This window comes from Paraburkholderia sediminicola (genome assembly GCF_046027355.1).
GTDB lineage: Bacteria > Pseudomonadota > Gammaproteobacteria > Burkholderiales > Burkholderiaceae > Paraburkholderia > Paraburkholderia sediminicola_B.
On the sequence record NZ_JAQQEK010000010.1, the window covers coordinates 141,991 to 168,533 of the forward strand.

At 62.2% G+C, this 26,543-nt stretch carries 24 protein-coding genes; 11 read left to right on the forward strand and 13 right to left on the reverse strand.

Going from position 1 to position 26,543, the window contains the following annotated elements:
• Positions 1–172: 172 nt before the first annotated feature.
• Positions 173–1,342 (forward strand): porin, encoded by a 1,170-nt coding sequence (locus PQR42_RS19020; protein ID WP_408387098.1) that lies wholly within the window; start codon positions 173–175, stop codon positions 1,340–1,342.
• 106 nt (positions 1,343–1,448) lie between these two features.
• On the opposite strand, the gene PQR42_RS19025 is transcribed toward PQR42_RS19020, so the two are convergent.
• The 7 genes from PQR42_RS19025 to PQR42_RS19055 form a co-directional block, all read right to left on the reverse strand.
• The gene (locus PQR42_RS19025) at positions 1,449–2,792 is read right to left on the reverse strand and encodes a cytochrome c (RefSeq protein WP_408387097.1); all 1,344 of its coding nucleotides are present in this window, start codon (positions 2,790–2,792) and stop codon (positions 1,449–1,451) included.
• Positions 2,793–2,801: 9 nt separating this feature from the next.
• Positions 2,802–4,586 carry a GMC family oxidoreductase gene (locus tag PQR42_RS19030; RefSeq protein WP_408387096.1) on the reverse strand — a complete coding sequence of 595 codons (1,785 nt, stop codon included), beginning with the start codon at positions 4,584–4,586 and terminating at the stop codon, positions 2,802–2,804.
• 61 nt (positions 4,587–4,647) lie between these two features.
• Positions 4,648–5,406: a gluconate 2-dehydrogenase subunit 3 family protein gene (locus tag PQR42_RS19035; RefSeq protein ID WP_408387095.1), complete on the reverse strand. Its 759-nt coding sequence runs from the start codon at positions 5,404–5,406 to the stop codon at positions 4,648–4,650.
• Positions 5,407–5,505: 99 nt separating this feature from the next.
• Positions 5,506–6,060, reverse strand: coding sequence for a GlcG/HbpS family heme-binding protein (locus tag PQR42_RS19040; RefSeq protein WP_408387094.1), 555 nt, complete (start codon positions 6,058–6,060; stop codon positions 5,506–5,508).
• A 100-nt stretch (positions 6,061–6,160) separates the two neighbouring features.
• Complete coding sequence (locus PQR42_RS19045; protein ID WP_408387093.1) at positions 6,161–6,898, reverse strand: MmgE/PrpD family protein; 738 nt, start codon at positions 6,896–6,898, stop codon at positions 6,161–6,163.
• Positions 6,891–8,246: an MmgE/PrpD family protein gene (locus PQR42_RS19050; protein WP_408387092.1), complete on the reverse strand. Its 1,356-nt coding sequence runs from the start codon at positions 8,244–8,246 to the stop codon at positions 6,891–6,893. Before PQR42_RS19050 ends, PQR42_RS19045 begins: the two co-directional genes overlap by 8 nt.
• Entirely contained in the window at positions 8,243–9,658 is a 1,416-nt protein-coding gene (locus PQR42_RS19055) for an MFS transporter (protein WP_408387091.1), read from the reverse strand. The genes PQR42_RS19050 and PQR42_RS19055 overlap by 4 nt, the downstream gene beginning before the upstream one ends.
• A 273-nt stretch (positions 9,659–9,931) precedes the next feature.
• Here PQR42_RS19055 and PQR42_RS19060 point away from each other — a divergent pair, with 273 nt between their 5' ends.
• Complete coding sequence (locus tag PQR42_RS19060) at positions 9,932–10,624, forward strand: GntR family transcriptional regulator (protein ID WP_408208647.1); 693 nt, start codon at positions 9,932–9,934, stop codon at positions 10,622–10,624.
• Between the two features lie 148 nt (positions 10,625–10,772).
• Here the strand turns inward: PQR42_RS19060 and PQR42_RS19065 are convergent, their stop codons facing one another.
• Positions 10,773–11,120 carry a DUF4148 domain-containing protein gene (locus tag PQR42_RS19065; protein ID WP_408387090.1) on the reverse strand — a complete coding sequence of 116 codons (348 nt, stop codon included), beginning with the start codon at positions 11,118–11,120 and terminating at the stop codon, positions 10,773–10,775.
• A 204-nt stretch (positions 11,121–11,324) separates the two neighbouring features.
• Entirely contained in the window at positions 11,325–12,875 is a 1,551-nt protein-coding gene (locus PQR42_RS19070; protein ID WP_408208653.1) for an acetolactate synthase large subunit, read from the reverse strand.
• A 132-nt stretch (positions 12,876–13,007) separates the two neighbouring features.
• Here PQR42_RS19070 and PQR42_RS19075 point away from each other — a divergent pair, with 132 nt between their 5' ends.
• Positions 13,008–13,943, forward strand: a complete 936-nt coding sequence (locus PQR42_RS19075) for a LysR family transcriptional regulator (RefSeq protein ID WP_408387089.1) — start codon at positions 13,008–13,010, stop codon at positions 13,941–13,943.
• A 207-nt stretch (positions 13,944–14,150) separates the two neighbouring features.
• The gene (locus PQR42_RS19080) at positions 14,151–15,137 is read left to right on the forward strand and encodes a zinc-dependent alcohol dehydrogenase family protein (RefSeq protein ID WP_408387088.1); all 987 of its coding nucleotides are present in this window, start codon (positions 14,151–14,153) and stop codon (positions 15,135–15,137) included.
• 55 nt (positions 15,138–15,192) lie between these two features.
• Here the strand turns inward: PQR42_RS19080 and PQR42_RS19085 are convergent, their stop codons facing one another.
• Positions 15,193–16,062 (reverse strand): LysR family transcriptional regulator, encoded by an 870-nt coding sequence (locus tag PQR42_RS19085; RefSeq protein WP_408208661.1) that lies wholly within the window; start codon positions 16,060–16,062, stop codon positions 15,193–15,195.
• Between the two features lie 286 nt (positions 16,063–16,348).
• On the opposite strand from PQR42_RS19085, the gene PQR42_RS19090 reads away from it, so the two are divergent.
• Positions 16,349–16,708, forward strand: a complete 360-nt coding sequence (locus PQR42_RS19090; protein WP_408387087.1) for a cupin domain-containing protein — start codon at positions 16,349–16,351, stop codon at positions 16,706–16,708.
• A gap of 22 nt (positions 16,709–16,730) precedes the next feature.
• Here the strand turns inward: PQR42_RS19090 and PQR42_RS19095 are convergent, their stop codons facing one another.
• A complete protein-coding gene (locus PQR42_RS19095) occupies positions 16,731–17,957 on the reverse strand; it encodes an MFS transporter (RefSeq protein WP_408387086.1) in 1,227 nt (408 codons plus the stop codon).
• A gap of 258 nt (positions 17,958–18,215) precedes the next feature.
• On the opposite strand from PQR42_RS19095, the gene PQR42_RS19100 reads away from it, so the two are divergent.
• On the forward strand, positions 18,216–18,575 hold the full coding sequence (locus PQR42_RS19100) for a host attachment protein (protein ID WP_408387085.1): 360 nt from the start codon (positions 18,216–18,218) through the stop codon (positions 18,573–18,575).
• Positions 18,576–18,635: 60 nt separating this feature from the next.
• Here the strand turns inward: PQR42_RS19100 and PQR42_RS19105 are convergent, their stop codons facing one another.
• The gene (locus tag PQR42_RS19105) at positions 18,636–18,953 is read right to left on the reverse strand and encodes a DUF6566 family protein (protein WP_408387084.1); all 318 of its coding nucleotides are present in this window, start codon (positions 18,951–18,953) and stop codon (positions 18,636–18,638) included.
• A gap of 247 nt (positions 18,954–19,200) precedes the next feature.
• On the opposite strand from PQR42_RS19105, the gene PQR42_RS19110 reads away from it, so the two are divergent.
• Complete coding sequence (locus PQR42_RS19110) at positions 19,201–19,449, forward strand: hypothetical protein (protein WP_408387083.1); 249 nt, start codon at positions 19,201–19,203, stop codon at positions 19,447–19,449.
• A gap of 48 nt (positions 19,450–19,497) precedes the next feature.
• Here PQR42_RS19110 and PQR42_RS19115 read toward each other — a convergent pair whose 3' ends face one another.
• Positions 19,498–20,154: a DUF1345 domain-containing protein gene (locus PQR42_RS19115; RefSeq protein WP_408208678.1), complete on the reverse strand. Its 657-nt coding sequence runs from the start codon at positions 20,152–20,154 to the stop codon at positions 19,498–19,500.
• Positions 20,155–20,231: 77 nt separating this feature from the next.
• On the opposite strand from PQR42_RS19115, the gene PQR42_RS19120 reads away from it, so the two are divergent.
• The 4 genes from PQR42_RS19120 (at position 20,232) to PQR42_RS19135 (ending at position 26,466) form a co-directional block, all read left to right on the forward strand.
• Positions 20,232–20,429, forward strand: a complete 198-nt coding sequence (locus PQR42_RS19120) for a hypothetical protein (RefSeq protein ID WP_408208681.1) — start codon at positions 20,232–20,234, stop codon at positions 20,427–20,429.
• Between the two features lie 48 nt (positions 20,430–20,477).
• Complete coding sequence (locus PQR42_RS19125; RefSeq protein WP_408208684.1) at positions 20,478–20,858, forward strand: TraR/DksA family transcriptional regulator; 381 nt, start codon at positions 20,478–20,480, stop codon at positions 20,856–20,858.
• Between the two features lie 389 nt (positions 20,859–21,247).
• The gene (locus PQR42_RS19130) at positions 21,248–24,028 is read left to right on the forward strand and encodes an ATP-dependent Clp protease ATP-binding subunit (RefSeq protein ID WP_408387082.1); all 2,781 of its coding nucleotides are present in this window, start codon (positions 21,248–21,250) and stop codon (positions 24,026–24,028) included.
• Between the two features lie 158 nt (positions 24,029–24,186).
• Positions 24,187–26,466 carry an FdhF/YdeP family oxidoreductase gene (locus tag PQR42_RS19135; RefSeq protein WP_408387081.1) on the forward strand — a complete coding sequence of 760 codons (2,280 nt, stop codon included), beginning with the start codon at positions 24,187–24,189 and terminating at the stop codon, positions 26,464–26,466.
• The last annotated feature ends 77 nt before the right edge of the window (positions 26,467–26,543 follow it).

Below are 26,543 nucleotides of genomic sequence, written 5' to 3' on the forward strand. Positions count from 1 at the left end.
CAGCGGCGCGGCAGGCGACACCTGCGCGCCGCTGTCGAACCGTTTAAAGTCGAACCCGCTGCTGCGGGTTTCGCAGGAGGATTGCTTATGCGGTGAAGACGGAAAATTAATTAGTATTACAGAGTGAAATGTTAAAGGCACAAATAAATCATGACTTGGTGGAGATGAAAGAATGAAAAAGTCGCTTTTTGCATTATCGATATTAGGCACCTTTGCTGTGACTGCTCACGCGCAGAGCTCGGTGACGCTGTACGGCATTGTCGACGAAGGCGTGATGATCAACACCAACGCGAAGAACGTGGTGAACGGCAAGAACGTCGGCGGCCGGCAATTTTCGGTCGATTCCAACGCGGGCACGCAGGGCAGTCGCTGGGGCATCCGGGGCGCCGAAGATCTGGGCGGCGGCCTGAGGGCGATCTTCGTGCTGGAGTCGGGCATCAACGTCAGCACGGGCGCGTTCGGACAAGGCGGCACCGCATTCGGCCGGCAAGCCTACGTGGGTCTCGCCAGCAGCTCGTTCGGCTCCGTGACGTTGGGCCGTCAGTACGACAGCATCAACGACTACGTCGGCAACTACGGCTATGCCGCGGCGTATGGCGGATCGACGACGGAACACCCGGGCGACCTCGACAACGTCAACCACACGTTCCGCGCGAACAGCACGATCAAATACGCGAGCCCCAATTTCAACGGGCTGACGTTCGGCGGCACGGTGAGTCTGGGCGGCGTGGCGGGCGAGATTTCGCAGTCGAGCGGATACAGCCTCGGTGCGAATTATGGACACGGCCCGTTCGGGATTGCGGTCGCGTATGAACTGTTCAAGAATCCGTCCGCGTTGGGCTCGATTCTGAACAGCAACGCGAGCGCCACGACGTTCAACTCGCTGAACTCGGGCTATCTCGGCACGAAGCCCGCCAATTCGCTTCAAATCATCACGACGGGCGGCTCGTATGATTTCGGCCCGGCAAAAATCGGCGCGGTGTATTCGAATACCAAGTACATGAATATCGGCGCATTCGGTGGCGCGACGGCGACGTTCAACAGCTACGAGTTGAACGCGCTCTATCGCTTCACGCCGGCGTTGTTCTTGTCGGGCGAGTACAACTATACGAAGGGCAACGCGGTGAAGGGCGACATCGGCGACCAGAAGTACAACCAGTTCTCGTTGCTGCTCGACTACGTGCTCTCCAAGCGTACCGATGTCTATCTCCTCGGCACCTTCCAGACCGCAAGCGGCACGAGTTCCACCGGCGCCGCGGCGGTTGCGGATATCGGCAGTCTCGGCGATTCGTCGAACAATCATCAGGCGGTGGCGCGCGTCGCGATTCATCATAAGTTCTAAGGACGCTCGTTTTTCACGCATAAAGCCCGGGGCGTCGAGCGATGCCCTGGGCTTCATTCATGCATTCAAGCTTTGCGCGCTAACACTCCACGCCAACGCTGCCAGATTATTTCGCGCTGATCGCCACGCCGCGAACTTTGGCGACTTCGCCAGCAGTGACGGCAGTCGCGCGATTTCCCCAACTGCTTCGCACAAAGCTCAACAGATCGGCGATCTGCTGATCGGTCAAACGCCAGCCGAAGTCGGGCATGGCGAGCGGCGTCGGCGCGGCCGCGGTGGACGGCATATGGGAGCCACTCAACACGATATGAATCAACGATGCCGGATCGCCGCTCAGCACCGATGCATTGCCCCTGAGGCTAGGGAAGGCCGGCATCGCGCCGGTTCCATCCGTGCGGTGACAGGCCGCGCAATTGTCCAGATAGAGATGCGCGCCGGTCGAATCGATGTGACCGGCTCTCAGCGCGATAGCCGTTGGGTCCGCGCGACCGGTTTGCTGCGAGGCCGGCGGCGTTGCGCCCGCTTGCAATGAGGGCGACGTCAGATACGTTGCGATCGCGTTCAGATCGTCGTCGTGCAGATATTGCGTGCTGTCGTCGATGACCTCGGTCATCGGGCCGAATGCCGCGCCGTCGTGCATACGACCACTGCGTAGATAGGCGACAAGATCGGCCTTGCTCCACGCTTTATCGCTGGCCGATGTTTGCGTCATATGACCACGCAGGTTTGGCGCGTACCAGCCCGCTAACGTATTACCGGACAGGAACGCGGTGTTGTCCTTCTCGTCGAGTACGCTCTCCTGCCCGAGCATGCCGTGCGGCGTGTGACATGCGCCGCAATGCGCGAGCCCTTGCACCAGATACGCGCCACGGTTCCATTCGACGCTCTGGTGCGGATCGGCTTGATAAGGCAGCGGGTCATGCGCATACAAACGATCCCAGACTGTCATCAGCGTGCGAACGTTGAATGGAAAGCGCAGTTCGGATGCGCGATTCGGCTGCCCGACGGGTTTGACGTCTTGCGTGAAGTAGCGATACAGCGCATGCATATCGCTATCGTCAATCTTCGCGTACGACGGATACGGCATTGCCGGATACAGACGATGCCCGTCCTTGGCTATGCCCTGGCGCAACGCTTTGGCGAAGTCGTCGTAGCTATATCCGCCGATGCCGGTCGATGGATCCGGTGTGATGTTGGTCGAATAGAGCGTGCCGAACGGCGTCGCGAGCGGCAGCCCGCCCGCGAACGGCTGCGTCTTGTTCGCCGTGTGACAGGCCGCGCAATCGCCGACCTTCGCGAGATAAGCGCCTTTGGCCAGTTGTGCATCGACGGTCGCCGGCGTGAGCGCGGCGTTCGGGGTTTGCGCATTGGCGCCGCCGGGCGCGCCACTGCACATCAGCGCAAACACGGGAATCAGATACTGTCTCAAGCGATCGAATGTGATTTTCATGACGGTCGCTCACGCCTGAACCAGCGGGCCGGGATTCTTCAGATAGGTCTCGCGGATCGCCTTTGCCGCATAGTACGTCATGGCGCCGATGGTGCCGGTCGGATTGATGCCGAGATTTTGCGGAAACGAACAGGCGCCGGCCACGAACACATTCGGGACATCCCACGACTGAAGATATTTATTCACCACGCTGTTGTCCGGCCGGTCGCCCGCGATCGCGCCACCGGTCGTATGCGTGCTCTGATACGGCCCGACGTCGAAGTGATCGCCCGGTTTGCCCGCGTTGATCGCAACCGATTGCGGCTTCGGGTTCATCGCGCGCGCGACATCGGCGGCTTTGTGGCTGACGAACTGCGTCATGCGGCCTTCGTTGTCTTTCCAGTCAAACGTCATGCGCAATAGCGGCAGGCCGTACGCATCCTTGTAAGTTGGATCGAGGTCGAGATAGTTGTCGCGGTACGACATCACCGAGCCTTGCGTGGAGATGGCGAACGAATGCAGATAGTGCTCTTTCACGGCCTTTTTCCAACCCGAACCCCACTTCGGCGTGCCGGGTGGCACCAGTGCCTGCGCGATTGGACGGCCGCCGGTCACCGTCGCAAAGGTAATCGCGCCGCCGATGAAATTCAGCGGACCATGATCGAAGTTGTCGGCATTGAAATCGTCATAAACGACGCCGCCCGATCCCGAACCGATGAACGGATTGATCGCGACGTCCTTGTCGAAGAAGACCTGAATCTTGCTGTTCTTCTGATACGCGTAGTTCTTGCCGACGGTGCCTTCGCCGGTCACGGGATCGTATGGCTTGCCAATGCCCGATAACAGCAGCAGCCGGACGTTGTGCATCTGGTACGCGCACAGCGCGACGATATCCGCGGGCTGCTCGACGGTACGACCTTGAGCGTCGATATAGGTGACGCCAGTCGCGCGCTTGCCGGTCGAGTCGAGATTGACCTTGACGACCGCCGAGCGGTCGCGCAATTCGAAGTTCGGTTTCCTCGCGAGCGCGGGAAGAATGCAGGTCTGCGGCGATGCCTTCGAAAACATGTAGCAGCCGAACAGCTCGCAGTAGCCGCAGAAATTGCACGGCCCAAGCTGCATGCCGTACGGGTTCGTATACGCCTTCGACGCAATCGACGCAGGCGTCGGATACGGGTGATAGCCGACTTCGCGCGCGGCCTGCTCGAACAGCATCGACGGATACGCAGTAGGCAGGGGCGGCAACGCGTAATCTCGCGAGCGCGGCGCTTCGAACGGATTGCCGCCGCTGATCGATTGCCCGTTGAGGTTGCCCGCCTTGCCCGAAGTGCCCGCGACATATTCGAAGCGGTCGTAGAACGGCTCGAGTTCGGCGGCGCTGACGGGCCAGTCCTGAATCGTCATGTCGTCGGGAATGAAGCTCTTGCCGTAGCGTTGCTCGTAGTGGCTGCGCAGTTTCAGTTCGGCTTCGGTCGCACGATACGTGAAGCCGTTCCAGTGCACACCCGAGCCGCCGACGCCATCGCCGAACAGAAAGGCGCCGTACTGGCGCAACGGGAGCGCGACTTCCTTCGCCTGGCGGCGGATCGTGACGGTCTCGTGCGCGAGGCTTTGCATCAGCTTGAAGCGCTGCACGTAGGTCAGTTCGTCGGCGACCTTCGGATACGCGAAGTCGGGATACGTATCGCGGTTTTCGCCGCGTTCGAGGCCGACCACGGTGAGGCCGGCGTCCGCCAGTTCGATCGCCATGATCGAACCTGACCAGCCCATGCCGACGACCACCGCGTCCACTTTGGGTTTACTGATGTTCGCCATGTGTCTCCTCCTGGCGTGTGTTTTATGTGATGCTGCTGTGCGCGTTGCTGGATGAAGGAGGCTACGCGTTGCCTTCGATCGTCACGGGTCCGAGCGGATACACTTTGCCGGGTTGCGCGACCCAGTCGAGATAGTCGGCGCGTGCGCCGGGAAAACCGATCATGGTCCAGCTCGCGGCGTGCTTGTTGCCGCCGTGAATCGGATCGGAGAAATAGCCTTCTTTCGTGTTCTGCCAGAGCAACGCGATGAAATGACCGGCCGAGGTTTGCTCGAATTTGACCTTGCCGCTATCCATGCCATGCAGCAACGTGTCCTGTTGCGCGGTCGTCAATTGCACGAACGGCTTGCCGCCGAAGTGCGCCTTGCAATAGGCGTCGAGCGCCGCGATGCCGGTGCGGTACAGGTCGCGAGGGGACATGGGACTCTGATAGCCGGCGAGCGGCGTGGCATCCGGATGAAACGGGCCATGCATATACCACGCTGCTGCATGACCGAACGCGCCTTCCATCTGCCGGTCGATGAATGCCGCGACGTCGAGTTCGAGCGCGCCCGGACCTTCCGCATCGGCGGGAATCAGGCGGTCGATTGCGGCTTGCAGGACGCTCCACTCGTCGGACTTGAAGAACTTCGGCTGGTACGGTGTGGCGCTGGAACCGTTTGTGCCGGCAATGGTCGATGCCGACGCCGTCACGCCGCCGGGTCGATCACATGCGGCGAGGCCGCCCGCCACCGGCAACACCGCGACGCTTTTGATCAGGAACCGGCGCCGCGATGATGCTTTGGGAGGCATCGCTGACGCGGCAGCGGGTTTATCGTCCATGATGAGCTTCTCCGTGCATTAAAAAGGCATCCTGATCGAGCTGGCTTGCGAGCAAGTTTGTCGACCAACGTAAGCGCCGCAAAACGGCGACTCGCGTCTTTACTTCACCGCATCCGCGCCCGCCTTGCAGATATCCGCGTCCTGATCGCCGCTGCCGCCGCTGCATCCGATCGCGCCGACGATCTTGCCGCCGATCACGAGCGGATAGCCGCCGGGCGACGCGACCACGGAATGATCGAGCGTCGCTGAATAAGTGTGCCCGGCTTCGAACGCGTTGTAGAACGTGCGCGTATCGCGGCGAAAGCGCGCGGCTGTCGCGGCTTTGCGCAGCGCGATTTTTGGCGATGAGTTCTGCGTGTTGTCCATCTTGGCGAACGCGACGAGTTCTCCGCTCGGATCGGTCACCGCAATGGCTTCGGGCCAACCATGCCGGGCGGCCTCGGCTTCGGCGGCTTCGAGCGCCTGGTTGGCGTTTTGCAGGCTGATCGGCATGCCGTATGGAATATCGAACGGCGAGTGCGCCGGCAGGCCACCGGCCGACGGTTGCGACGCGGGCGTCTGCGCGATGGCGTTCGTGCCGCTCAGTGCCGCGCACAGCGAGAACAGCGAGAACAGCGCGGGCAACGAGGCTTGGATGATTCGCTTGCTGGTCATATTGGATTCCCGTGATGTGGCCGATAAAAGGCGTCGAGCATTGGCGCTCGGTGACGGCTTCGCCCGATGCGTCAAACACATTGGGCGAAGCGCGTCACACTCAGTTGAGCGAAGTCCAGCGCGTACCCAGCGCTTCCGTGATAGCGGCGGCGTCGAAGCGATACGCCATCAGCGCAGCAAAGCCGCGCCGTCCGTCGATCGACGCAGCCGCACTCGTGAAGCCATGCTTCGCGATCATCGCGGCTTCGAGCGCGTCCGCTGCGGCCTTGCCGATCTCGATCGCTTCCATCGCGTGGTCCGCGTTGTGCGCGAGGCCCGCGGCCTGCGTTGCGGCGACGCCGAGCGCATGACGTGTATGCACTTCGTCGAGACGCAACAGGCGCGAGACTGCCAGCACCGCGCCGAGCAATCCCACCGACGACGCCACGTTCCAGCGCGCGCGGAATTCGTCGCTATCGACCGCGCTGAGAATGCGCGCGGCGGCTTCGATACCGATCGCTGCGGCGGCGATCGCATCGCTTTCGGATGAGCCGAGCGTGTCGCCGGCTGCGATCACGGCGGCGAGCACCGGCATCGCCGGCGACGCGGCGGCCTGCGTCGCGAGCGACGTGCCGAGAATCCATGCGCGGGTGCGCGAATCAGTTGTCGCGCTGCCTTGCGATTGCAGCAGTGCGCTGATCTGCTCGGTGGAGCGCGTCGCCGGATCGGTGAGCAGGCGTGCGTGGGTGAGCGCGTCGCGGGCGGCGCCGAGTGCGGCGTCGGCCGAAGCGGGCAGCGCGGCGACGGCGAAGCCGACGAGCGCGTCGGAGACGACGGAATGTTGAGCGGCGTTATGCATGATTCAGTTCCTCGGACGGTGCGCAGAGTGCAAAGAGCGCGTCGAGATTGGCGGCGCTGTCGAGTGTCGCCACGGCGGAAGCGAGTTGTGCGGCGATGCCGTCGCCAAGCAGCGGGTCCACCAGCAGACGGACCTTGTTCATCAATTCGTCGTCGGTCAACGGACGCGCGAGGCTGCCGCGCGCATGCTCGACGTGATGTTCGACGACCGTGCCGTCCTTCAGCGTCGCCGCGATAAAGACCTCGTCGCGATTCACGGATGCGTCGGGCGCGAGCTTCGTCAGCGCGCGCACCGCCGTGACGTCGTCCTGCACCACACGCGCGTCTTCGTATTGTGCGAGACCGACCTGGCCGTCGCAGAGCGCGGCCGCCACGCCATGAATCGCGCTAAAGCGCGCCTGCAGGCCGTCCTTCGGTTGCGGGTTGCCCATCAGTTCGGGCACGAGCGGATGGCAGCGCAGCGTGATCGATTCGATGGACTGCACGTCGTCGATTTGCGGCGCGAGCGCGAGTCCCGCGTCGATCGCCGGATGCGCGACGATGCCGCACGGATACGGCTTGTACGTGTTGAAGAGCAGTTCCCAGCGCTCGCCGAACGCGCCGTTCATCAGCTCGAAATCGACCTTGGTCGACAGCGAATGCGAGTAGCCGCCGGCGGCTTCGAAAATGTCGGCGGCGGCGCGCTGGCCGCGCTGCGCGAGACGCGCGGCCGCAATGCCATTCGCGGCCGCCTTGCCGGGGTGATAGGGCTTGGTCATCGTGCCGAACGCTTCACGCTGGCCGACGAACATCGAGGCGGCGATCGACACGGCTTGCGTCAATCCCGCTTCGTCGAGTCCGAGCAGCAGCGCGGCCGTCACCGCGCAGCCGATCACGCCGCACGTGCCGGTAATGTGCCAGCCGCGGTCGTAGTGTTCCGGCGAGATCGAGACGCCGACCCGCAACTGCGCTTCGCAGCCGAGCGTGAAGGCGGTCAGCGCGGCTGCGCCAGTGGGCCGCGTGTCGGGTGCAAGCGCCGTCAGCACGGCGAGCACCGAAGCGGCCGGGTGAATGACGGTCGCGAGATGGGTGTCGTCGAAATCGTCGAGATGGCCGGCAAAGCCGGTCGCGAGCGCCGAAAAATGCAGGTCGACTTTTTCGCTGCGGCCCGGCACCGGCGCAATCTGCGCGACGCCTAACTCCTGGGCGGCGGCGAGGATCGCGTCGACACCGGGATGCCGCGATGCGCCGATCGAAGTGCCGATCACATTGATCAAGGAACGCCTGGCTTCTTCCGCGACCGGAACCGGCAGCGGACGCTGCACCAGTGCGAAAAGGCCGTGCGCGAATGCGGCGGCGATGGAACTCATTGAGACAACTCCTCCAGACGAATGCCGTTGGTCTTCGGCCCTAGCAGCCCGACCATCACGACGATCACAAACATGGCTGACGAAATCAGCACGAACACGGCGGGCACGCCCGAATGCTTCAGCAATGCCGCCACCCAGAAACCGACAAAGATCGAACTCAGACGGCTCCAGCTAAAAACGAAACCGACGGCACGGGCGCGAATCCGGGTCGGATACAGCTCGGCCTGATAGGTGTGAAAGATGCCGATCAGCCAGTTGTTCGCGATGGTCACGGCGCTGCCGAACAGCAGGATCAGCACGGGTTCGCGCACCATGCCGAACAGCACGCCGGCCACCGCGACGACGATCGCGCAGCCGACCAGTTGCCACTTGCGCTGCACGCGCTCGGCGCACGCCATCGCGCCGAGTGCGCCAAGCGGCGTCGCGAACGCGATCACCATCGTGTAGAGCAGTGAATGCGTGATCGTGATGCCCTTCGTGTAGAGCAGCACCGGCACCCACGCGCCGAAGCCGTACACGCCGAAGGTCTGGAAGAAGTTGAAGAGCGACAGCATCACCGTGCGGCTGAAGTAGCGGCCTTTCCACATCTCAGACCATGAACCGCTGTGCTCGCCGGCCGGCGGTTCCGGCGTGTGTTGCGCGGGCGTCTGCAATGCGCGGCCGGTTTCGGCGACCACGCGGGCCTCGATCGCATCGACGATGGCGCGCGCCTCGTCGACACGGCCTTTGCTTTCGAGCCAGCGCGGCGATTCCGGCAGCCCGCGCCGCATGAACCAGATCAGCACCGCGCCCGCCGAGCCGATGATCATCACCCAGCGCCAGCCTTCGAGACCGAGGATGGTGTGCGGCACGAGCAGAAACGACAGCACCGCGACGGTCGGCACGGACGTCAGGATCACGAGGATGCTGAACGCGCTGTAGCGGCCGCGCGTGTGATGCGGCGTCAGCTCGGAGATATAAGTGTCGACAGTGATGAGCTGCACGCCGATCCCGAGGCCCGCGACGAAGCGCCAGAGATCCATCGTTTCCGGCGAATGCTGGAACGCGGCGGCGAAGGTCGCGACCGAATAGATCAGCATCGCGCAGGTGAACACGGCGCGTCGTCCGAAACGGTCGGTGAAGCCGCCGAGCGCCACCGTGCCGACGAACATCCCGGCGAAAAACGAGCCGAGAAAGCTGGCGAAGCCGTTGACGTCGAACAGGCCGGCCGTGGTGGCGCGGTACAGACCACTACTGATGAGCCCCAGTGAGATATAGGCCGCCATGAACATTTCGTAAAACTCGAACCAGCCGCCGATCGCGATACGCGCGACGAGACCGCTGAAATAACGCGTCGGCGGCAGGCGGTCGAGCCGCGCCGAAACGCTGGCTTCGACGCCGGTTGTGCCGGCAATCTCCTTTTCGATGTACATGCTTGCGTCTCCGATGTCGGCCGGAGTTGGCGCTTCAGCGCTTACTCCGGCCCCATGCAACTAGTTGCGACTGGACTTACTGTCCTATATTGGTAGTGTCGACACTTCGCCAAGTGTATGGCGAATCTCGAGTGAATTTCAAGAGAAATTAGATAAACTGTGCACACTTGTTGAAATCGGGCAGGCAGCCGTAACGGGCTGGCCGGGCGTCGGTTTGCTAGAATCCGTCCACGCAGCCGGGCGGCACGCCAGGAGATATCGAGGAATAACGGGATGGACGAAACTGTCGACACACGCGACGAAGAGGAGCCGGGCGACGCATCGCCGGTCGGGGAGATCGTCGACTGGGTGGCGCGCGGCATCATCGAAGGCCGGCTGCAACCGGGCGACGACCTGAATTCGGTCGATCTCGCGAAACGCTTCAACGTCAGCCGCACGCCGGTGCGCGAAGCGCTGTTCGTGCTGAACCGCGAACGGCTGGTCGACTGGTCACCGCGGCGGCGCCCGCGCGTGTCGTCGATGACCCTCACGGAAGTGCGCGAGATCTATCAACTGCGCGTCTTGCTATATGGGCAGGTGTCGCTCGCGATCGTCGAGCACGCCACCGCCGAGGACATCGAGTCGTTGTGGCGCGCGCACGCGCGTCTCGCCGACGCGGCCGCGCGCGCCGATGTCGACGGTTATTTCTGGGCCAACGTGGCGTTTCGGGATGAAGAGCTGCGGGTGAGCCGCAACGGCATCTTCAAGGAAGTGCTCGATTCGATGCGGATGCGCACCAACCGGCTGCGGCACCTCAGCACGTCGTTGCCCGGACGGATGCAGCGCTCGTGCGCTGATCACCAACGGCTGTGCGAGGCGTATGCGGAGCGCGACGGCACGCTTGCGGCGGCGCTGAACCGGTCGATCGTGCTGACTGCATTGCAGGCAATCGAGCAGGTGTGGGAGACGGAATTCGATAAGAGGTGACGCGCTTCTTCGCGTGCGTCTTGGGGCAAGCTGAGATTCAGCGGGATGTTGTCAACGGTGAAGCTTCATTCTGCCGCCCAGAGCGGCTCAAGGATGAGCTCGGTCCCGTGCGTTTACCGACGAGCACGGGACCTGCAGGGCATGTCATTTATTTGCCGAAGTACGGCGTGCAGAAGCTGACCGGACCGACACAGGTCGATTGCATCGCCGTGTGCGCCGAACCACCTGACGACGTGCTGTTCGCCGACACACCGCCGTAGCCCTGCGTCGGCTGTTGGTCACCGGATTGCGCCGCGACTTTTGCTTCGGCGGCCTGGATGTCGCCCGGATACTTGGCGTCGTCGGATCGCGCCGGGTTATAGCCGGCCTGCTCCACCTGCACGAGATCGCTGCGGACCTCGGCACGTGTCACCGGGCCGCTGGATTGCGCGAAACTGATCACCGGAGCGGACAAGGCGGCAGCGGCGAGGGCGAGGCAAACAATAGCTTTCTTCATGATCTAGACTCCGAAATAAATACGATGGGTGACTGATGGAAATTCGCTGAATAGCAGCAGCTACTTCGACGCTACTGGTATTGCGCGGGTCTTTCTTCTCTGAGCGTCTGGAAGCCATATTGCGCTTCTGCAAATGACGCGATCCCCACCGCTTCATTACGAAATTGACATGTAGAGCCTGCCCCTAGTCCAGGTTCCGGGCGCTTACTCGAGCACCGCCTCGATCAGGCGCGGGCCACGCTGCGCTATCGCCGAAACGAACGCCTGCTCGAACGCCCGACGGGAATTCGCGCGGACGGCGGCAACACCCAGGCCTTGTCCAATCGAAACCCAGTCCAACGTCGGCGTGCCCAGATCGAGCATGGCCCCCGAGTTCGGTCCATTCGAAGACGCGCCCACGCGCACCAGCTCGTTGTTCAGCACCTTGTAACCGCGATTGGCGAACACGACGGTCACAATGTCGAGGTCTTCGCGCGCCTGAGTCCAGAGCGACTGCACGGTGTACATCGCGCTGCCGTCGCCGACCAACGTCACAACCTTGCGGTCCGGACGCGCAATAGCGGCACCGGTCGACACCGCCATCATGCTGCCGATCGCACCGCCGGTCAGGTTGAGAAAATCATGCGGCGCGGTGTTGTTCAGGATGTCGTAGTAAGGCAGGGTCGACGAAACGCCTTCATCGGCCACGATCGCGTTCGTGGGCAGGTGCATGGCCACGATCTGCGCAATGCTTTTCGCGTCGAGTGCGCCGTCGAGCGATAACGGGATCGCTTGCCGCGTGACGACGCGTCCCTCGGCGCCTTGTGCATCCACGGCATCCACGAGCGCTGCCAGTGCGGCCGCGCCGTCTTCGTGCGGATGACTTAGCACAGCGATCTCGCAGCCGTCGGGCGTCAGCCAGCTGGGTTTGTCCGGATACGCGAAGAAACTGACCGGGGGACGTGCGCCGACCAGAATCAGCAGTTCTGTCCCGGCCAGGAATTCGGTGGCGTGCTCACCGAAGTAGGGAAGCCGCTCGACCTGCACGCGACCCGCGCCGCGTTCCAAACGAGGTGCAAACGTATCCGACACCAGCCGCGCCCCGGTCTTCGCCGCGATTTTGCCCGCCGCGACCAGACCTTCGCCGAGAAGCGCGTCGCCTCTAACGAGAAGGACCGCCTTTAACCCTGCCTGCAGTTTGCTGGCTACACGATCGATAGTCGAACCGGCCGCGTGGGTGCGCGGCTGAAGCGGCAGTGGAGCTGCAACTTCAACCGCCGGATCCCAGGCGGTGTCGGCCGGGAGAATCAGTGTTGCGATCTTGCCCGGCGCCTCCCGCGCCGCGCGGACGGCGCGTGCCGCATCCGCGCCGACGGAACGGGCGCTCGTGGACGAATGCACCCAGTCCGACACCGGGCGTGCAAAGCCCGCGATGTCCGAGGCGAGCGGCGCGTCGTACCTTGCGTGCGACGACGCATGGTCGCCGACGATATTCACGATCGGACTGGAGGCGCGGCGCGCGTTGTGCAGATTGCTCAGACCATTTGCCAGCCCCGGTCCCAGATGCAGCAGCGTGGCGGCCGGCTTGCCGGCCATGCGTGCATAGCCGTCGGCGGCACCCGTGACGACGTTTTCCTGAAGACCGAGCACGGGTCGCATTTCTTTGACGGCATCGAGCGCTGCAACGAAATGCATTTCCGATGTGCCCGGGTTTCCAAAACAGACTTCCACGTCGCTGGCGACCAGCGACTTCAGCAGACTTTCTGCACCGTTCATGGTGTTGCTCCAAAGATGGCGAAAAGGGGGCGCCGCTGTCTGATGGATTCGGACGCAGTGCCGGCTTGACGACCATTCTCGGTAGTCCTACTGTGAGTAACAATCAAGTCGGATTGGAAACTTAGTTACATCATGCGTAAAAATCTGGATTACGGACTGCTTCACGCGATGACGGCATTCGTCAGGGTGGTGGATGCCGGAACCTTCACATCGGCCGCCGAGCAGATGGACCTCACGACCGCGCAGATCTCGCGGCTCGTCTCAGGACTGGAGGAGCGCCTGCGCACCAAGCTGCTGCAGAGAACGACCCGCCGGATTGCGCTCACCAGCGCCGGCGAGACGTATGTGATTCAGTGCCGCGATATCCTCGAGCGAGTGAATGTGGCGGAGGCGTATGCATCAGGGGCGACGCTCGAGCCGGCGGGGAGGCTCAGGGTTCAATGCATGGGTAGCTTCGGGAATTACTATGTGGTCCCGCTGATCGCCGAATTTTGCGCAGCGTTTCCGAAAGTAAGCATCGAGTACGCGACTTCGCAGTACGCGCCCGCGCTGCTTGCGGAGGGAATCGATGTGGGCATCTACCTGTCGCGACAACTGTCGGATTCGGGATTGGTGGCGCTGTCGCTGGGTACGGTGTTCGGTGTCATGTGCGCGGCGCCTGACTACATTGAACGGTACGGTGCGCCCCGGCATCCGCGCAACCTCGCGGACCACGCCTGCATTCGGCTGATCAATCCTTCCGTCGCCTCGGAGTGGGAAGTGATATCGGGCAAGCGTTCATATCAGGCGCAAGCCGTCGGCCCCATCATTGCGGACAATCCCGACGTTCTTCTTAAGACCGCGGAGCAAGCCAGCGGTATAGCATTGTTGCCGTGGTTCACCGTGAGGGATTCGATTCGCGACGGGCGTCTGGTCCGCGTTCTCCCGTCATGGCGGTCGCCTGATGTCACTGTCTCCGCCTTGTATCCCTCCAGACACTTTCTCGATGCCAAGACCAAGGCGTGGCTCGATCTGCTCAAGGCCCGCGTGACGCCCGCGCTGATCGACGATGCCGCGATGTTTCGGTGACGCGGAAGGCTGCCGGCCGTCATCAACGCTGCCCGCCATGCCGTATGTCCGTTCAACCGCTAACCGACCGCGCGCCCGGTGAAAAATCCTGCCATGCGTTAATGCATGACAGGTGTGCAGATTTGTAAGTTTTCAGGCTGATTTGCATGGACCATCATTCGCTTCATCTGCTTTTTCCCTTACCGGTATTTGCAAGGAGCGTTCACCATGACTATGCAAGCCCTCGTTCTCTCCCAGTACAACGGGCCGCTCGAACTCACCACCTTGGCGCGCCCCGAGCCGTTGCCTGGCCAGGTGCTGGTGCGCATCGCGGCGGCCGGTCTGAATCCGCTCGACACGAAAATACGCGCAGGCGGCGCCGCCCATGCCAAACATCCGCTGCCGCTGGTGCTCGGCATCGACATGGCCGGCGTGGTCGAGGCGGTGGGCGCGGGCGTGACCCGCTTCAAAGCGGGCGACGAGGTCTACGGCATGACGGGCGGCGTCGGCGGCATCCAGGGTTCGCTTGCGCAATATGCCGCCGTCGACGCGGATCTGCTCGCATTGAAGCCCTCCAATCTGTCGATGCGCGAAGCCGCCGCGCTGCCGCTGGTGTTCATCACCGCCTACATGGGGATCGTGGATCGCGCGAAGCTTCAGGCCGGGCAGACCGTGCTTGTGCAGGGCGGCGCGGGTGGCGTGGGTCACGTGTCAGTGCAACTGGCGCGGGCGCTAGGAGCGCGAGTGTTCGCCACGGCGAGCGCGCGCGACCACGACGAGCTCATGCGCCTCGGCGCCACGCCGATCGATTACGCCGCCCAGAATGTCGAGCAATACGTCGCGCAGCATACTGACGGCGCGGGTTTCGATCTGGTCGCCGACACAGTGGGCGGTACGACGCTCGATGCATCGTTCGCGGCGGTCAAGCATTTCGGCCATGTCGTCAGCGCGCTCGGCTGGGGTACGCATGCACTCGCGCCACTTTCATTTCGCGAGGCGACCTACTCCGGCGTGTTCACCCTGCATGCGCTGCTGACCGGCGAGAATCGGGCGCATCACGGCGAGATGCTGGGCGAGGCGACGCGGCTCGCCGAAGCGGGTCAACTGACGCCACGGCTCGATCCGCGCCGCTTCGATCTTCGCTCGGCTGAGCAAGGGTACGACGCGATCACCGATCGCAGCGCGCGCGGCAAAATCGTCGTCGATATCGAGTGACGCTGGCCGCGCGGGTCGGCGACCGCGAGTGAGTTAAGCGGCAGCCAGATGCCTGTCAGGCGTCTGCGAGTCGGTCAACGACAACGTCGATCAGCGCGCGCAACCGCCCAAGCCGCCGAAGGTCGCGATGGTAGCCGAGCCAGACCTCGCGGCCCGGCGGCGTTTCGCCGAGGTCGATGCGCCGCAGGCCCGGCGTGTTGTCGCCCAGCGCGCACGGCAGGACTGCGAAGCCGCCGCCCTCGGCGCACATGCGCGCCTGGACGCCACGATTGTTGCTGGCGTAAGCGACCCGCGCATTCGGCAGCATGCGGCGGATCCACGTCACGTCAGGCAAGGCCTCGAAGGCACTGTCCATCGTGATGAGCGATTGCCCCGCGCCATCGCCGGGCTGCGGCGCAACCAGATCGACGTGCCCGTACAGCGCGTAATTCAAATCCATGATCTTTCGCTGGATGACGTCGGGTTCGTCGAACGGTGTGATGCGAAACACGAGATCCGCTTCACGGCGCGAGAGACTGTAGCGTCGCGAATCGGTGATCAACTCGATCGAAAGCTGCGGGTGCCGCGAGAGAAACCCGGCGAAGACAGGTGTAAGCACATGAATGCCGAACCAGTCCGAAGACGACACCCGCAGCGACCCCGTCAACTGCTGCGTGGTTCCTGCGAGCGAACGTGTGAACGCGAGCGCTTCTTCCTCCATTCGCTCCGCGAAACTCAACACCGCATTGCCTTCGTCGGTCAGGATGAAGCCCTCGGCGGTGCGCTGGAACAGCGCCTGGCCGACCGCGTTTTCGAGCGCACGCAGCCGGCGGCCCATGGTGGGCTGGGTCTGTCCCAGTTGGCGCGCGGCTGCGCCGAGTGTGCCGCAACGGGCAATCGCGAGAAACACGCGGACATCGCCCCAGTCCATGGTCATTTCGTTCATAGCAGGATGTGCTCGTGCGACAGGCGGGCTTATCGTACCGAACTTCGAGGTTTGGTGGTGGACGATGCCGACGACCGCGTCATCTTCGGAACGGTCTTTGCTTAACGGGCAAGAACATCGGCAAGCATGCGGCGACCGGCGAGTTTCGCTCACATACGCATGAAAATTTCTGCCTTAGCGACCACGCGATACGGGACTACGCTGGACGTTCCAAGTCAGTTAGTACGTCGGGCGTGCTCTGCGTATTAACAGCGCAATCCTGCCTGTAACATTAAACGGAGACGACATGATCCAGATGATCGACGTCGGCGCGATCGCCGGCGACACGCCTGAAGGATATTCAAACAAGGTACTGACAAGCGTGAATGACCACGACGTCCATTTGAGCGTGATGGACGCGCCATTTTTCTGGCACTTTCATCCGAATTCGGACGAAACATTTTTCGTCGTCGAAGGCGTTCTTACCATCGACTTCGAAGATGGGTCGATTGACCTGCAAGCCGGCCAATTGCTGACTGTGCCAGCGGGCACGCGCCATCGAACGCGGCCAGTCGGGGCGCGCTCCGTCAATCTCACGGTTGAAAAGAACGATGCGACGACTGTCCAGTGCGATGCGCCGCCGCATTGGACAGCGCGTCCTGAGTGATAGCACGGGCGGTAATCGGCGACTAGCCGCGCTCCGCCTGGCAAGGCGCGCTCACCACGGCGGGCCGTCCAACGATCGCCAGCGTGAGCAACACCGCCGCCAGTTCGCAAGCCGCCGCGACCCATCCCAGGCCGGCCACGCCGCCGTGAGCCAAGGTCAGTGCGCCGAGCGCGGCGCCCATCGAGAAGCCGATGTACATGAACGATGCATTGAGCGACAGCACAATCGACGCGACCTTCAGGCCGGCGATGTCGATGAGCCGCGCCTGCTGCGCCGGATAGAACGCCCAGTGCGCGACGCCCCACAACGCGATGGCCACGAGCACGGGGATGAGTGCGGCGGCGGGTGACATGAAGCCTGCACTGATCGACAGCGTGGCGAAGGCGAGCCCCGACAACACGATCGTCGGCACGATCACGGCCAGCGGCCCGAGCCGGTCGCTGGCGTTGCCGCCGGTCACGACGCCGGCCGCCGCGGCGAGACCCCACATGAACATCACCATACCGATCTGCGCACCGGCCAAACCGGTGACGCTGGCGAGAAACGGCGACAGATACGTGTAGACGGTGTAGGCGCCGGTGGCCCAGAGCGTGGTCGTCAGCAGCGTGGCCAGCACGACCGGGTTGCGCGCCACGGCGATGCGCTCGCGCAGCGTTGCAACCGGGATGCCCGCTCCAATGTCGCGCGGCAGACCGATGACCAACCCGGCCGCGGCGAGCGTCGCCAGGCCGGCGACGCCGGCAAACGTCATGCGCCAGCCGAGTGCATGGCCGACGACCGCGCCGAGCGGCACGCCGAGTGCGATGGCGATCGTGATGCCGCCGTTCACCACCGCGATTGCGCGGCCGCGGCGTTCGGGCGGCACGATCACGCTCGCCAGCGCGTTGGCGCCCGGCACATACAGACCCGCGGACAGCGCCAGCAGCACGCGCGCGCCCATCAGCGCCCAGAAGTTCGGCGCGACCATGGCGAGCACGTTGGAGAGCGCGAAGGCGATCATGCTGGAGAGCAACAAGGTACGGCGATTCAGACTGCCACTTAGCGCCGTCAACACCGGCGAGCTGAGCCCATACGCCAGAGCGAAAACGGTGACCAGCTGGCCCGCGGTTTCGATCTTCACCGAGAGGTCGGCGGCAAGTCCGGGCAAGAGCGGCGAGATCATGAAGCCTTCGGTGCCGGTCGCGAAAGCGCCGAGCGCCAGCCAGTAGATTGGAGCGGGAAGATCGGAGGTAACGTGTACGGATTTCATGCAATGCCTCAAGGCGGAAGTGATGCGTTGCATGATTCTGGGGGCGGCGTTCGCGGCGATCAATATGCTGGCGTTCCCGACTTATCGGACGCCAGTGTCCGCAATCGTGGGGCGAGCGGTGAACGCCAGACCGATATGATGAATCGGTGAATTGACCTTGGGCGTATCCGGTTCGAACTGCTATCTTGAGTGAGTGTCGTCAGCACAGTTGGCGATCGAGCGCCGCAAATGTGCTGAAAAATACCTGCCTAGAGGTGCATGATGGTCGAAGTTACCTGGCTTGTCGTGGCTGACGGAGGTCGCGCGCGTGTCTTCAAGATGCCTGGACTCACGCTCGACTTGCAGGAGGTCGAAGTTCTCGTCAACGACGAATACACCGGTACGGTCTTGACGGAAAAAGATCGGGAGAAGTTTGCAAAGCGCGTGGGCGACTATCTGGAGGAGGGGCGGCTCCATCAACTCTACAATCGGCTGCGGCTTGCCATCGAGGCGAAATTCCTCGGCATGGTGCGTTCGAATCTGAGCGAGGACACGCGTCGATTGATATTCGAGCAAATCAGCGAGGATCTGTTGGCGCTCAGTACTCAGGAAATCGAGGCACGTTTGCGCAAGCAGTAATCGGCTGAGAGGGAATTTCACCGAGCCTGCAAAGGTTTTGCAGGCTCGGCTTTGCAAGGTTCAGGAGCTGATTTCGGGCCCGTGCGATTTTTCTTCCGCATCACGGAACCAGACCTCCGCGCGAGACCGGGCGCTGACCCAGGAGTGCGGTTGCGGCGTCTCGAACTCACGATCGATGAACCGGCGGCCCCATTCGACCGCGTCTCTAATCGCTTCTTCTTCGGTCAGCCATTCGGGTTGAACGGTCATCGGGCGAATATCGACGATTTTTCCCGCGCCATTCTTCAGGCTCACGCTCGCGATCCATGCGCCGAACTTGTTGGTCTCGGGGCGCACGACCATCTCAAACTCGCCGTAAAAAACAGTAGATGCTGGCATCGTTTTCTCCTTTAGCGAGCGGGTCTCTGCTCAGCGCCATCATGCCGTAATCTCAGCATTCCGACACAAAGAAAATCGCGTCTGAATGGCGCGCGCCGACCGTATTTCGCCGATAGTTAACATTGGAGAGTCCTACGTTCACCGGGTCGTGACTTGCTCATAGAATTCCATGTGGCGTGCCGCGCACGAAGACGCGTACTCGTATGAAGAAATCGTGGGCTCAACTGATCTTTCGTAAGGAGGCGTTATGGCACAAGAATTCTCGTATCGACGATTCCTGTTTTCCGCAACGATCTCGCCTCTGCAAGGGAGCCGGGGCATAGTCACAGTCGATGTCACGACCTCGGACGCGGAGCGCGTCGCCGATCTCGGCACGCAGCGTTTCCTTCACGTGGAGCGATGGGTGGAAAGAAGCGATCCCGCTTTCCTTCAGGTCGTGGTCGACGAATGCAAGGTTACTGTCGACCATTACGCGGACAACGTCGACGATAGTTGACGCGTCTTTGGAACACCGGTAGCGGATGAGGGCCCGATCCGATGCCGATCAGTTGCCCAGCATGCTCGCCGCGATATTCACGCACAAACCCAGCACTGCAACGTTGAAATAGAAAGACAGGATCGATTGCGCAAGCACGCCACGCCGGGCGCTGCGTCCACGCAGGCTGATGTCCGCGGTCTGCGACGCAACCGCGATCGTGAAGGAGAAGTACAGAAAATCCCAATAGTCCGGTTCGAGCGTGCTGTCGGGGAAGGCGAGCGCGGGCGCATTCGGATCGGAGCCGTAATAGAGCCGCGCGTAGTGCATCGTGAAGATGGTCGGGATCAGAAACCAGGCGCCAAACAATGTCAGTCCTGTCAGCAGCGAATGCAGCACCTTCGATTCGAAGGTCAGATCTTTGGTGGTGCCGAGTTCCAGCACGATCGCGAGAATGCTGGCAATCGTCGCGGCGCAAATCACCGTCAGTACCGTGACCGCATTCTGGTCCTCACGCCGGGCGTGGGTTCGCACGTCGTCCTCGTTGGCGAAGGCCATGTGGAACCAGATCATGACGAGGTACGTCCAGATCGCGATGTCCCAACCGAGCAGCAGGCGCGCCGTGGTCCGTATCGAGGCTGGCGCCAGCACACCGGCGCTCAGCCCGGCGAGCAGACCGATCATCATGTGTGGCCGGTTGCGAAGCACCTGGGGATATAGACTCATTGTATGAACGGAGCGCCGCGGATATCTGTTCTGGTGATTCTAGTCATTGAGACCTTAACTTGCATGAGGTGGTGAAAATGCAGGAATTCGATTTCTACATTAACCTGAAGAAGCCGACACTCGGACTCTATGTGCGCAATGGCGCTGGCCTTCCCGACCTCGCCGACAAGAGCGACTGGCAATTCGAGGGGCATGTCTGGCAAAGCGAACTGACACCCGAACTCCTGAAAGGACTCGAGGCCAATGGCCACGTATTTCAGGAACTGGGTGGGTGACGCCCGGCTCTACGGCGAGTAGAGCGAATCAAGCTGAGGGAGAAGACCATGCCGGAGCAACAGGGTGACCTGAGTGACGAGTTCATCGCGCAGCAGAAGAAGCGTCTCGAGGCGCTGCGCCGGGAACTGCTGGGCGGCGAGGAAGATACGATCGCGGACGAGAGAACGGCTCAGGAGGAGCATGGCGACGAGGCCGAGGAGTACGAGGACGAGGCGCAGGGAATGGCACAGAATGAGATCAACCAGTCGCTGCATGACGTGAACGACCAGCGCGTCGCGGATATCCAGCGTGCGCTGCGGAAGATCGACGAAGGCACCTACGGTCTCTCAGATGAAAGCGGCCAGCCGATCCCCAAGGAGCGGCTCGAAGTCATGCCGGAGGCTATCCTCACCGTCGCGGAGCAGAGCCGCCGAGAGACCGGCAAGTAGGGGCATTCAGGCGCGTTCAAGCGCGCCATCTCGCAGCCTGATAGCGTTGTGCATGCCTGCCAATCCCTATCATCGGAAAAACCAATGTTCCCTTACTAACGATCCACTCATAGAATTCAAGGGCGGTTTTTTAGGTTCGTTATGCCAATCATGTGGTGATCAGGCGCGTAGCGCGAACACGCGAGCGCATGCCGGTCGCCGGAAGCCGCTCGCGCGTCTCAACCTGTCCGAAAGAGACGCCGGCATTTTGAACGCTGACCAGCGAAGCATCGGTCCCTGGCGCACCACATATCGAAAGGCCGCCGACAGGTTTCGAGCATTCGCCCCTCACATGAACGCGTTCCATAACCTTTAACAACGTTGCCTTAACTGATAAAGGTGAATTTACGATGCCCGCCCTTTGCGAAATCTGTAACGCCCGTCCCGCTGTCGCCCGTGTGACCGTTGTGCAGAACGGCGAGCGGAAAACTTTATCGATTTGCGACTACGACTATCGGCAATTAATGCGGCACCAAAGCATGGCGAACCCGTTCGACTCGCTGCTCGGAGGAGGCGGTCTGTCCCGCTTCTTCGGCGGTCTTGGCGGCGCGGGCGAGGAAGATGACGAGGACGAGGGGTTCGCCGCGGAGCTGCCGCGCGAATCGGTCGACGCAACCGACGCCTTCAGCGAACAGACGCTCGAATTGTTGCAGCGTGCGGCGGAAAAAGCCCATGAGCTTCAACGCACCGAACTCGACACCGAGCACCTGCTTTACGTGCTGGCGGACACGGACATGTGCGCGGCGCTGCTCAAGGAACTCAAGTTGTCGCCGCAGGACATCAAAGGCTATATCGATCAGCATGCCCAGAAGGGCACCGCGAATCCTGATGCGCCGATCGAGAAGATGACCATCTCGCCTCGCATGAAAAAAGTGTTCCAGAGCGCGTTCCAGGCGTCGCGCGATCTGGGTCATTCCTATGTCGGCCCGGAGCATTTGCTCATCGGGCTTGCGGCGGTGCCAGACAGTATCGCGGGCACCTTGCTGAAGAAATACGGCGTGACGCCGGAAGCGCTGCGGCAGAAGGTGGTGAAAGTGGTCGGCAAAGGCGCCGAGGACGGCCGCGTCGACACGCCGACCGGCACGCCCACGCTCGACAAGTTCGGGCGTGACCTTACGGCCCTCGCGCGGCAGGGTAAGCTCGACCCCGTGCTGGGTCGCGCGCAGGAAATCGAAAGTACGATCGAGGTGCTCGCGCGGCGCAGGAAGAACAATCCGGTGCTGATCGGCGAGCCCGGGGTCGGCAAGACCGCGATTGTTGAAGGCCTGGCGCAGCGTATCGTCAACGACGACGTCCCCGAAAATCTGCGCGGCAAGCGGCTCGTCGAGGTCAACATCAATTCGATGGTGGCGGGCGCGAAGTATCGCGGCGAGTTCGAAGAGCGCGCAAAAACGCTGATCGACGAAGTGACGGCAAAGAAAGACGAACTGGTTCTGTTCATCGACGAATTGCACATGATCGTGGGCGCTGGCCAGGGCGGCGGGGAAGGCGGCCTCGACATCGCGAACGTGCTCAAGCCGGCGCTGGCCCGTGGCGAACTCAGTCTGATCGGCGCGACGACGCTCAACGAATACCAGAAGTACATTGAAAAGGACGCCGCGCTCGAGAGGCGCTTTCAGCCGGTGCTGGTGCCCGAGCCGACCGTCGAGCAGACCATCGTCATTTTGCGCGGTCTGCGCGACAAGCTCGAAGCGCATCATCAGGTGACCTTTGCCGACGACGCGTTCGTCGCCGCCGCCGAAATGTCGGACCGTTACATCACGTCGCGCTTTTTGCCCGACAAAGCCATCGACCTGATCGACCAGGCCGCCGCGCGCGTGCGCATCGGTGCAACTTCACGTCCGGCGGACATCCAGGAACTCGAAGCCGAAATCGCCCAGCTCAGGCGCGAGCAGGACTATGCGTCCTCGCGCAAGCGCTATGACGAGGCGAAGAAGTTCGAGGAACGAATCGGCGAAAAGCAGACGAAACTCGACGAGCAGATGGAGGCATGGCAGCGCAAGACCGGTTCGGAAACGCTCGAAGTGACGGTGGCGGCGATCGCCGAAGTGGTGTCGCGTCTGACCGGCATTCCGGTCACGGAACTGACACAGGAAGAACGCCAGAAACTGCTGGACATGGAGAACAAGCTGCGCGAACGCGTGGTCGGCCAGGACGACGCGGTGGTTGCCGTGAGCGACGCCGTGCGCCTCTCGCGCGCGGGTCTCGGTCAAGCGAACCGGCCTATCGCGACGTTCCTGTTCCTCGGCCCGACCGGCGTCGGCAAGACCGAACTCGCGAAGGCGCTGGCGGAAACGGTGTTCGGCGATGAACAGGCCGTCATCCGTATCGACATGTCCGAGTATATGGAACGTCACGCGGTGGCGCGATTGATCGGCGCGCCGCCGGGCTATGTCGGCTACGACGAAGGCGGCCAGTTGACCGAGCGGGTCCGGCGGCGCCCGTACAGCGTGATTCTGCTCGACGAGATCGAGAAGGCGCACGCGGACGTGAGCAACGTGCTGCTACAGGTGTTCGACGATGGCCGGCTGACCGACGGGAAGGGCCGCGTCGTGGACTTCAGCAACACGATCATCATTGCGACGAGCAATCTCGGCGCGCACATCATCATGGACAACCTCGAGAAACCCGAGGGAGAACGCCTCGCCGACAAGGCGATGCGCGAAGAATTGATGGGCGTGCTGAAGGGTCATTTCCGTCCGGAATTCCTGAACCGGATCGACGAGGTGATCGTCTTCCACGGACTCTCGCGCGAGAATATCCGCTCGATCGTGCAAATCCAGCTCGAACGCGTTACGCGCACCGCGGCGGCGCAAGACATCACGCTCAAGATGGACGAGTCGATTGTCGATCACCTTGCCGACGCCGGCTATCGGCCGGAATTCGGTGCCCGTGAGCTGAAACGCCAGATCCGCCAGGAACTGGAAACGCGGCTCGCCAAGGAGATTCTCAACAACGACCTGAAGTCGGGCGACAGTGTCGAGGTCAGCTACGACAAGGACAGCGGCGAAGTGAAGTTCACTCGCAGCGAGGCGCCGCCGCCCAAGGCGAAGCGCGCCAATGGCCGGGCAAAGAAGAAGTCGTCCGACGAAGTCAGCAGCACCGAGTCCACGGAAGGCGCCCGCTCCTGAATGCATGGTGTGAGTAGCGAGCAGGCAAGATCACTGCCGCACCTGGCGGCAGTGCGGCGGCGCTCGACCTGGCGGATAGGGACGGTTGAGCGCAACACGATGGCGTAGCCCTCGACAGGACCGTTCCCGGATTCCTGTGACGGTTCATGGAGTCTCATATGACCACGCGACGCGAAGTGCCGGGCATCCGGCCGTATGACGGACCCGCTGGCGGTTGGGGCGCGCTCCGGGCGACTGCTCAAGCCATCAGGCAACAGATGGAGAGCATCGAAGCGCCGATCACGCTGATGCGGACCAATCAGCCCGACGGTTTCGATTGTCCGGGCTGTGCGTGGCCGGACAAGGAGCATAAATCTACATTCCAGTTCTGTGAGAACGGTGCCAAGGCGGTCACATGGGAAGCCACGACCAAGCGCGTGGGGCCGGAGTTTTTCCAGAACAATACGGTGTCGTCGCTGCTGCAACGATCCGACTTCGAACTCGAGGATCTTGGCCGGCTCACACATCCGCTTGTCTACGATCGCGACACGGACAAGTTTCGCGCTGTCGAATGGGATGACGCCTTCGCTCGCATCGGGCAAGTGCTTCAAGGGCTGTCCTCTCCCGACCAGGCCGAGTTCTACACGTCGGGCAGGGCCTCGAACGAGGCCGCCTACCTGTTTCAGTTGATGGCGCGAGAGTACGGGACCAACAATTTCCCCGATTGCTCCAACATGTGCCACGAGCCGACCAGCGTGGGATTGCCGCAGTCGATCGGGATCGGCAAAGGCACGGTGTCGCTGGAAGACTTCGACGAGACCGAACTCATCATCTCGATTGGCCATAATCCCGGCACCAATCATCCACGGATGATGGGCACGCTGCATGAAGCCTCGCGGCGCAATGTGCCCATCATCGTCTTCAATCCGCTTCGCGAGCGCGCACTCGAACGATTTGCGGACCCGCAGAACTTGCTTGAAATGGCCACGTACGGCTCGACCCGAATCGCCTCGACCTATTTTCAGGTCGACGCCGGCGGTGACGCAGCCGCGCTCAAGGGCATCATGAAGGCGCTGCTGGCGATGGAGGCCGAGGAAGGCAACGTTCTGGACCATGAATTCATCGCGGCACACACGGAAAATTTCGACGCGTTCGCCGCTGATCTGGAAGCGACAGCGTGGGACGATATTGAAACGGCGAGCGGACTGAGCCGGTCCGATCTCGAACAGGTCGCCATCGCCTATGCCAAATCGAACGCGACCATCGTCACGTATGGAATGGGCGTGACCCAGCACAATAAAGGCACGGCCAACGTCCGGCTGATTGCCGATCTGTTGCTATTGCGCGGAAACTTTGGCAAACCCGGCGCGGGCATCTGTCCTTTGCGCGGACATTCGAACGTGCAGGGAAACCGGACGGTAGGCATAACCGAAAAACCCTCCAGCGCCTTCCTGAAACAGATCGAGGATGTGCTCGGTTTCAAGCCGCCCGAGGCACACGGACACGATGCCGTTCAGGCGATGCAGGCGATGATCGACGGCTCGGCCAAGGTGCTGGTTTGCCTGGGCGGAAACTTCGCGGTCGCGCTGCCCGATTCGGAACAGTCATTTGCCGCCATGGCCAAACTCGATCTGAGCGTCCATCTCGGGACCAAGCTCAATCGTTCGCATCTATTGGTGTCGAAGGAAACCTATGTGCTGCCGTGCCTGGGCCGCACGGAACTCGATATCCAGGCAAGCGGCCGCCAATCCATCACGGTCGAGGATTCCATGTCGATGGTCCATGCTTCGTCCGGGAAGCTCAAACCCGCCTCCGAATTCTTGTTGTCCGAGCCGGCGATCGTCGCGGGTATTGCGCGGGCGACGTTGCCGCACAGCAAGGTCGCCTGGCAGGAACTGGTTGCCGATTACGACAAGGTTCGCGATCTGATCGAACAGACCGTGCCGGGTTTTGAAGCATTCAATGCGCGAATCAGAACGCCGGGCGGATTCCGTCTGCCGCTTCCTCCAACTGAACGCGTGTGGCACACGCCGTCCGGAAAAGCGATGTTTTCCGTCTACGGTGGAGTGAAGGAAGACGCCGAAGTATACGGTGCTGAAAATGTGCTGCGCCTCATCACGATCCGCAGTCACGACCAGTACAACACCACGATTTATGCCCTCGACGATCGTTACCGGGGCGTGTTCGGCCGGCGCGACGTGCTGTTCATGAATGAAGCCGATCTGGCGGCACGCGGACTCGAACATGGCGATCTGGTCGATATCGAGACTATTTCATCGGGCAGGAAGCTTTGCCTGAAGAACATCACGGCAATTATTTACGGCATCGCGCAAGGATCGGTGGCGGCGTATTATCCGGAAGCAAACGTGCTGGTGCCGCTCGACTTCATCGACAAGGAAAGCGGCACGCCATCGTACAAGTCGGTTCCTGTTCATGTTTCGCGCTCAGCGCAAGCCTGAATGCCGGCGAGTTTGACGGGTCGATCGACTGAGCGTGCGCGTCCAGTCGATCGAGACACGGGGAGACCAGCAAATGC